Origin of the sequence: Pseudomonas sp. GM33 (assembly GCF_000282295.1) — a bacterium.
In the GTDB taxonomy this organism is placed as follows: domain Bacteria; phylum Pseudomonadota; class Gammaproteobacteria; order Pseudomonadales; family Pseudomonadaceae; genus Aquipseudomonas; species Aquipseudomonas laurylsulfatiphila.
Genome location: NZ_AKJO01000006.1, coordinates 1 through 8405, shown reverse-complemented (window position 1 = coordinate 8405; position 8405 = coordinate 1). Strand labels below are relative to the sequence as shown.

Genomic DNA, 8405 nt, shown 5'->3' with positions numbered 1-8405 from the left:
AAGCCCGATCCCACAGGGATCCCGGTGGTTGTCGAGGGGCTGGATCAGGCCTTGAGATGGCGCAAGCTGCGCTCCATCCGCGTGATGCCTTCTTCAAGCAGCGAGCGTGGGCAGCCGAAATTCAGGCGCACGAACTGCTTGCAGTCATCGCCGAAGTCCAGACCGGCGCTCAAGCCGACCCTGGCCTGTTCGAGGAAGAACTGCTGTGGGTCGTCCAGCCCCAGTGCCGTGCAGTCGAGCCACGCCAGGTAGGTGCTTTGCGGCAGGTTCATGGTGATGCCCGGCAGGCGGGTGCGTACCGCGTCGGCGAGGAAATCGCGGTTGCCTTGCAGGTAGACCTTCAGTTCGGCCAGCCATGGCGCAGCTTCGCTGTAGGCGACGCGGGTGGCTTCCATGCCCAGCGGGTTGACGCTGTCGACCATGCCGCAACGGGCGTGGTTGACCTTCTCGCGCAGGTGGCGGTCCTGGATGATCATGAACGAGGTCTTCAGGCCGGCGATGTTGTAGGCCTTGCTCGCCGACATCAGCGTGATGGTGCGCTGGGCGACTTGCGGGCTCAGCGTGGCCATCGGAATGTGCTGGCGGTCGTCGAAGCACAACTCGGCGTGGATCTCGTCGGAAATGATCCAGGCATCATGTTCAAGGCAAATGTCGGCAATGGCTTGCAGCTCTACGCGCGGGAAGGCTTTGCCCAGCGGGTTATGCGGGTTGCTCAGCAGCAGTGCGCCACCGCCTTGCAGCGACTGGCTCAGGGTATCCAGCGGCGTGCTGTAGGTGCCATCGGCTTGCGCATCGAAATTCAGCTCGACCTTGTTCAGACCCCAATGCCCGGGTGCGTGGCGCAGCGGCGGGTAGTTAGGCACCTGTACAACGACGTTCTGTGGCGCCTGTACCAGGGCCTTCAACGCCATGTTGAAGCCCGACTCGACGCCCGGCAGGAAAATCAGCTCCTGGGGCTCGACACGCCAGGCGTATTTGTTCCAGAGGTCGGCCACGATAGCCTCGCGCAGGTCATCCTGGGCCACGCTGTAACCGACCATCGGGTGTTCCAGTCGTTTTTGCAGGGCCTGGATGATCACCGGCGGCGCGGCGAAATCCATGTCGGCGACCCACATCGGCAACACGTCCGCCGGGTAGCGGCTCCACTTGGTACTGCCGGTATTGTGGCGGTCGAACACCTGATCAAAATCGAAAGTCATGCGCAAATCTCGTAAAGGCCGGTTAATCATGCCGGCCATGATAAGCGCCAATCCCCTGTAGGAGCGAGCCTGCTCGCGATGACTGACACCACCCCCCTTGTGGGAGCGGGCTAGCCCGCGAAGGGGCCGGCAGATCCAGCATGAGTGTTGGCTGACACTACGCCTTCACGGGCAAGCTCGCTCCCACAGGTTTTGTGCCAATAGCCGTGAACGCCGACTAACGCCCGACGGTCGGGTTTCATCGCAGATTCGACAGCATTGACTAAAGTTCAACTGTCGGCAGCCAGACTGCCGCGACCGTGGTTGTTCGAAAAAGCCCGGCCATGTACCGGGTTCCACCTGATCAGGAGTGCACGATGGATCTCAGCCGTCGTCAGTTCTTCAAGGTCGCCGGTATCGGCCTTGCAGGCTCTAGCCTGGGTGCGTTGGGCATGGCCCCGACGCTTGCCTTTGCCGAACAGGTGCGTCATTTCAAGCTCGCCCACACCCATGAAACCCGCAACACCTGCCCGTATTGCTCGGTCGGTTGCGGCTTGATCATGTACAGCCAGGGCGATGCGGCGAAGAATGTCGCGCAAAACATCATCCACATCGAAGGTGACGCCGACCACCCGGTCAACCGCGGCACCCTGTGCCCCAAAGGCGCGGGCCTGCTGGATTTCATTCACAGTCCCGGCCGCCTGCAATACCCGCAGGTGCGCAAACCCGGCAGCACCGAGTGGACGCGCATCTCCTGGGATGAAGCCCTCGATCGTGTCGCCGACCTGATGAAGGCCGACCGCGACGCCAACTTCATCGAGAAGAACGCCCAGGGGCAAACGGTGAACCGCTGGCTGACCACCGGCTTCCTCGCGGCATCGGCGGCGTCCAATGAAGCGGGCTACATCACCCACAAGGTGGTGCGCAGCCTCGGCATGCTGGGGTTCGATAACCAGGCGCGTGTCTGACACGGCCCGACGGTGGCAAGTCTTGCCCCGACGTACGGCCGTGGTGCCATGACCAATACCTGGACCGATATCGCCAACGCGAATCTGGTTCTGGTGATGGGCGGCAACGCAGCAGAAGCGCACCCGTGCGGCTTCAAATGGGTGACCGAAGCCAAGGCGCACAACAAGGCGCGGCTGATCGTGGTCGATCCGCGTTTTACCCGTACCGCCTCGGTGGCCGACTATTACGCGCCGATCCGTACCGGCACCGACATCGCCTTCATGGGCGGGCTGATCAACTACCTGCTGACCGAGGACAAGATCCAGCACGAGTACGTGCGCAACTACACCGACGTGTCGTTCATCGTCAAAGCCGGCTATGGCTTCGAGGACGGGATTTTCAGCGGCTACGACGCGGCCAAGCGCCTCTATACCGACAAGTCCGGTTGGGGCTATGAGCTCGGTGAAGACGGTTTTGCCAAGGTCGACCCGACCCTGCAGGACCCGCGCTGCGTCTATCAATTGATGAAGCAGCACTACAGCCGTTACACCCGGGAACTGGCGAGCCAGATCTGCGGCATGCCGGTCGATGCCATGCAGAAAATCTGGGAGGAAATCGCCACTTGCTCGACGCCGGGCAAAACCATGACCATCCTCTACGCGCTGGGCTGGACCCAGCACTCGATTGGCGCGCAGATGATCCGCAGCGCGGCGATGGTGCAACTGTTGCTGGGCAACGTCGGCATGCCGGGCGGGGGCGTGAACGCCTTGCGCGGACACTCCAACATCCAGGGGCTGACCGACCTGGGGCTGCTGTCCAACTCACTGCCGGGCTACCTCACGCTACCCGGCGATGCCGAGCAGGATTACAACGCCTACATCGTCAAGCGTACGCAGAAGCCGTTGCGGCCTGGGCAACTGTCCTACTGGCAGAACTACAGCAAGTTCCACGTCAGCCTGATGAAATCCTGGTACGGCGCCAACGCCACCGCCGAGAATAACTGGGCTTACGAGTACCTGCCGAAACTGGACATTCCCCAGTACGACATCCTCAAGGTGTTCGACCTGATGGGGCAAGGCAAGGTGAACGGCTACATGTGCCAGGGCTTCAACCCTATCGCCGCGTTGCCAGACAAAAACCGCGTGATGGCGGCACTGGCCAAGCTGAAATGGCTGGTGGTGATGGACCCACTGGCCACGGAGACTTCCGAGTTCTGGCAAAAGGTCGGGCCGTACAACGACGTGAACAGCGCCGACATCCAGACCGAAGTGATCCGCCTGCCCACCACCTGTTTTGCCGAGGAAGACGGTTCGCTGGTCAACAGCAGCCGCTGGCTGCAATGGCACTGGAAAGGCGCCGACGGCCCTGGCGAAGCGCGCACCGACGTGCGGATCATGAGCGAATTGTTCCTGCGTCTGCGCCAGCGCTATCAGGTCGATGGCGGCAAGTATCCCGACCCGCTGCTCAAGTTGACGTGGCCGTACAAGATCCCCGACGAACCTTCGCCGGAGGAACTGGCCAAGGAAATCAACGGCTCGGCGACGACCGACTTCACCGACGCCACCGGTGCGGCGATCAAGGCCAATGCGCAACTGGCCGGTTTCGGCCAGCTCAAGGATGACGGCAGTACGGCGTCCGGTTGCTGGATTTTCTGTGGCAGCTGGACCGAACTGGGCAACCAGATGGCCCGCCGCGACAACAACGACCCGTATGGCATGCACCAGCATCAGGGCTGGGCCTGGGCCTGGCCGGCCAACCGGCGGATTCTCTACAACCGCGCCTCGGCGGACCTGCAAGGCAAGCCGTGGGATCCGAAAAAACGCCTGGTGTGGTGGAACGGCAAAGCCTGGGCCGGCACCGATGTACCGGACTACAAGGCCGACGTGCCGCCGGAAGCCGGGATGAACCCGTTCATCATGAACCCCGAAGGCGTGGCGCGGTTCTTCGCCGTCGACAAGATGAACGAAGGTCCGTTTCCCGAGCACTACGAGCCGTTCGAGACCCCGATCGGCATCAATCCGCTGCACCCGCAAAACAAGAAAGCCACCAGCAACCCGGCAGCGCGGATCTTCGATTCGGTTTGGGACTCCCTCGGCGTGGCCAAGGATTACCCATACGCCGCTACCAGTTACCGGCTGACCGAGCATTTCCACTTCTGGAGCAAGCATTGCAAGCTCAACGCGATTACCCAACCGGAGCAGTTCGTCGAGATCGGCGAAGTGCTGGCCAAGGAAAAAGGCATAGTCGCAGGCGACCGGGTACGGGTCAGCAGCAAGCGTGGCTTCATCGAAGCGGTGGCGGTGGTGACCAAGCGGATTCGTCCGCTGCAGGTCAACAATCAGGTGGTGCACCAGATCGGCATTCCGCTGCACTGGGGCTTCACCGGGCTCACGCGGCACGGTTACCTGACCAACACCCTGGTGCCGTTCCTCGGCGATGGCAACACACAGACCCCGGAATCCAAGTCATTCCTGGTCAACGTGGAGAAAGTCTAAATGGCCAGCCAAGACATCATTGCCCGCTCGGCCACCACCACGCCCGCGCCCTCGGTGCGCGGCATGGAAGAAGTCGCCAAGCTGATCGACACCACCAAATGCATTGGCTGCAAGGCCTGTCAGGTTGCCTGCTCGGAATGGAACGATCTGCGTGATGAGGTCGGCCACAACCACGGTACCTACGAAAACCCGCAGGACCTCAGCGCAGAAACCTGGACGCTGATGCGCTTCACCGAGCACGAGACCGACGCCGGCAACCTGGAGTGGCTGATCCGCAAGGACGGCTGCATGCACTGCGCCGAGCCCGGTTGCCTGGCCGCATGCCCCAGCCCCGGGGCGATCATCAAGCACGCCAACGGCATCGTCGATTTCGATCAGGACCACTGCATCGGCTGTGGTTACTGCATCACCGGGTGTCCGTTCAACATTCCACGGATCTCGCAAAAGGATCACAAGGCCTACAAATGCACCCTGTGCTCGGACCGGGTGGCGGTAGGGCTGGAACCGGCCTGCGTGAAAACCTGCCCGACCGGTGCCATCGTGTTCGGCTCCAAGGACGACATGAAGGAGCACGCCGCCGAACGTATCGTCGACCTCAAGAGCCGCGGCTTTGAAAACGCCGGCCTCTACGACCCCGAAGGCGTCGGCGGCACCCACGTGATGTACGTGCTGCACCATGCCGATACGCCAAGGCTGTACGCTGGCTTGCCCGATCATCCGGCGATCAGCCCGCTGGTGGGGCTGTGGAAAGGCATCAGCAAACCCCTGGCGCTGCTGGCCATGGGCGCGGCGGTGCTGGCCGGGTTCTTCCACTACGTGCGGGTCGGCCCGCAAATCGTCGAAGAGGATGAGCATCCCGAGCCGCCGGACAACGCCGTGCACGAAGTCGATCCGTCGGTGCACACCTTCGATCCCCGTGGGGAGGGCAGGCCATGAGCAACAAGACGATCCTGCGCTACACCAGCAACCAGCGCACCAATCACTGGCTGGTGGCGATTCTGTTCTTCATGGCAGGTTTGTCCGGATTGGCACTGTTCCACCCGGCGCTGTTCTGGCTGAGCAACCTGTTCGGCGGCGGACCATGGACACGCATCCTGCACCCGTTCATGGGCGTGCTGATGTTCCTGTTGTTCCTTGGCCTGGTGTTTCGCTTCTGGCGCGCCAACTACTTCATCGCCAACGATCGCCTGTGGCTCAGGCGCATCGACCGGGTGATGAAAAATGAAGAGGAGGGCGTCCCGCCCATCGGCAAATACAACCCCGGGCAGAAGCTGCTGTTCTGGACTTTACTGCTGTGCATGCTGGTGCTGTTGTTCAGCGGGCTGGTGATCTGGCGTGCCTACTTCAGCGAGTATTTCGGCATCACCGCGATACGCTGGGCGATGTTGCTGCATGCCCTGGCCGGGTTTGTGCTGATCCTGAGCATCATCGTGCACATCTACGCCGGCATCTGGATCAAGGGCTCGGTCAGCGCCATGGTGCACGGCCGGGTCAGCCGCGCCTGGGCCAGGAAGCACCACGAACTCTGGTATCGCGAAGTGACTCAAGATGAGACCCGCGACGAAGCGCCTACGCGACCGATCACTAAAAAGGGCTGACATTTGCCAACCATCCTCGAACCTGGAGAAATCGAAGCGGCGGCCAGTTCGCCGCCGTTTCTGTACCTGCCACCGCCCAACCTGTTCAGCCTGCGCGCCCAGCGCCTGGAAACCCTGGCCGAGGGGCATCCGCTGGCCGATTATCTGCGCCTGATTGCCGGGTTGTGCCGGGTGCAGCAACAGGTGCTGGACGACCCGCCGCTTGGCGAGCCTCTGGACCGGCAACGCATCGAATTGTGCCAGCAGCACGGCTTGCCGCCCTTTGCGGCCGACAGCCTGGCGCGCGAAGACGACTGGCAGCTTTACCTCGATGCCTTGTTGCAGCGCTACGGCGCACCGCCACAATCCGCCGTGGCCGACGCCGTGGACACCTTGCGCCTGGCCGGTGCCGGGCAACGCCGCGCCTGGGCGGTGGCACTGGTCAGCGGCCAGTATTCGCTGGTACCGGCCGCGCTGGTGCCGTTTCTCGGTGCGGCGCTGCAAACGGCCTGGAGCCACTGGCTGTTGAGTACGCCGAACCTGGCACTGACACCTGGCGACAGCCTCAGCCAGTGCCCGGCCTGCGGCTCGCCGGCCATGGCCGGGGTCATCCGCCATCGCGGCAAGCACAATGGCTTGCGTTATCTGGTCTGTTCGCTGTGTGCCTGCGAGTGGCACGTGGTGCGGGTCAAGTGCGTGTATTGCGAGCAGAGCAAGGGCCTGGAATACCTCAGCCTTGAAGATGATCGCCATGCCGCCAACCAGGCGCCGTTGCGCGCCGAAGTCTGCCCCGGTTGCAACAGCTATCTGAAGTTGCTCTATCTGGAAAACGATGCGGATGCCGAAGCGTTGTCGGCCGACCTGTCCAGCCTGATGCTCGACATGCGCCTGGCCCAGGACGGTTATCAGCGCCTGGCGCCGAATCTGCTGCTGGCGCCGGGAGACGAATAAACGCAGCGTCTACACTCTGGCGCGAGGGTCATTCGTTTCCAGGAGTGCCAGATGTCTGCACGCGGTGCCAGCCAATCTCTGCATCTACCTTCCATCGACAGTCTGTTGCGTCACCCCGCGTGCCGGCCGCTGGCCGAGCGCCATGGACGCGACGCCTTGCTGGGTGCCTTGCGGCTGTTGCTGGATGAGTTGCGCGAAGGGGTACGGCAGGGTTTGCTCGAACCTGTAGAGGTCAGCGCCGAGGTGCTGGCAGGCCGGGTCGGCGAGCGATTGGCCATCTTGCATCGCAGCCATGTGCGGCGGGTGTTCAACCTCACCGGCACGGTGTTGCACACCAACCTGGGGCGGGCGTTGTTGCCCGAAGAAGCGATCGAGGCGGTGCAAATGGCCGCGCGTTATCCGCTCAACCTGGAATTTGACCTGCGCAGCGGCAAGCGCGGCGATCGCGACGACCTGGTCGAAGGCTTGATCCGCGAACTGACCGGCGCCGAAGCGGTGACCGTGGTCAACAACAATGCCGCCGCGGTGCTGCTGACCCTCAACAGCCTGGGGGCACGCAAGGAAGGGATTATTTCCCGGGGCGAACTGATTGAAATCGGCGGCGCCTTCCGCATTCCCGACATCATGGCCCGCGCCGGGGTGAAGCTGGTCGAGGTCGGCACCACCAACCGCACCCATGCCCGCGACTACGAGGCCGCCATCGGCCCGCGCAGCGGTTTGATCATGCGGGTGCACGCGAGCAACTACAGCATTCAAGGCTTCACCACGAGCGTGCCGACCGCCGAACTTGCGCAACTGGCACACCGGCACGGCTTGCCGCTGCTCGAAGACCTCGGCAGCGGCAGCCTGCTGGACTTGACCCGCTGGGGGCTGCCCGCCGAACCGACGGTGCGCCAGGCGCTGCTGGATGGCGCGGACATCGTGACCTTCAGTGGCGACAAACTGCTCGGCGGCCCGCAAGCCGGGCTGATTGTCGGTCGCAAGGACCTGATCGCCAGGATCAAGAAAAACCCGCTCAAGCGTGCGCTGCGGGTCGACAAAATGACCCTGGCGGCCCTGGAAGCGGTGCTGGGTCTCTACCGAAACCCGGACCGGTTGGCCGAGCGTTTGCCGAGCCTGCGCCTGTTGACCCGGCCACAGGCCGACATCCTCGTGCAGGCTGAGCGCTTGCAGCCGGCGCTGGCCCACGTACTGGGTGAAGGCTGGAGCGTCAGCGCCATGCCGTCACTGGGTATGATCGGCAGCGGCAGCCAGCC

The 8405-nt window shown here is 63.0% G+C and carries 6 protein-coding genes; 5 read left to right on the top strand and 1 reads right to left on the bottom strand.

From position 1 onward, the window contains the following. Positions 1-44 precede the first annotated feature (44 nt). Positions 45-1199, bottom strand: coding sequence for a MalY/PatB family protein (locus tag PMI26_RS28095; RefSeq protein WP_007970085.1), 1155 nt, complete (start codon positions 1197-1199; stop codon positions 45-47). Positions 1200-1555: 356 nt separating this feature from the next. On the opposite strand from PMI26_RS28095, the gene fdnG reads away from it, so the two are divergent. The 5 genes from fdnG to selA form a co-directional block, all read left to right on the top strand. Beyond that, positions 1556-4621: a formate dehydrogenase-N subunit alpha gene (fdnG, locus tag PMI26_RS28105; protein WP_157222251.1), complete on the top strand. Its 3066-nt coding sequence runs from the start codon at positions 1556-1558 to the stop codon at positions 4619-4621. Beyond that, positions 4622-5557, top strand: a complete 936-nt coding sequence (gene fdxH / locus PMI26_RS28110) for a formate dehydrogenase subunit beta (RefSeq protein ID WP_007970080.1) — start codon at positions 4622-4624, stop codon at positions 5555-5557. Beyond that, positions 5554-6219: a formate dehydrogenase subunit gamma gene (locus PMI26_RS28115; RefSeq protein WP_007970079.1), complete on the top strand. Its 666-nt coding sequence runs from the start codon at positions 5554-5556 to the stop codon at positions 6217-6219. The genes fdxH and PMI26_RS28115 overlap by 4 nt, the downstream gene beginning before the upstream one ends. A 3-nt stretch (positions 6220-6222) precedes the next feature. Continuing rightward, the gene (gene fdhE, locus PMI26_RS28120) at positions 6223-7149 is read left to right on the top strand and encodes a formate dehydrogenase accessory protein FdhE (RefSeq protein ID WP_007970077.1); all 927 of its coding nucleotides are present in this window, start codon (positions 6223-6225) and stop codon (positions 7147-7149) included. 51 nt (positions 7150-7200) lie between these two features. Further along, positions 7201-8405 (top strand): L-seryl-tRNA(Sec) selenium transferase (selA, locus tag PMI26_RS28125; protein WP_007970075.1); only part of this gene is annotated, 1205 nt, incomplete at its 3' end.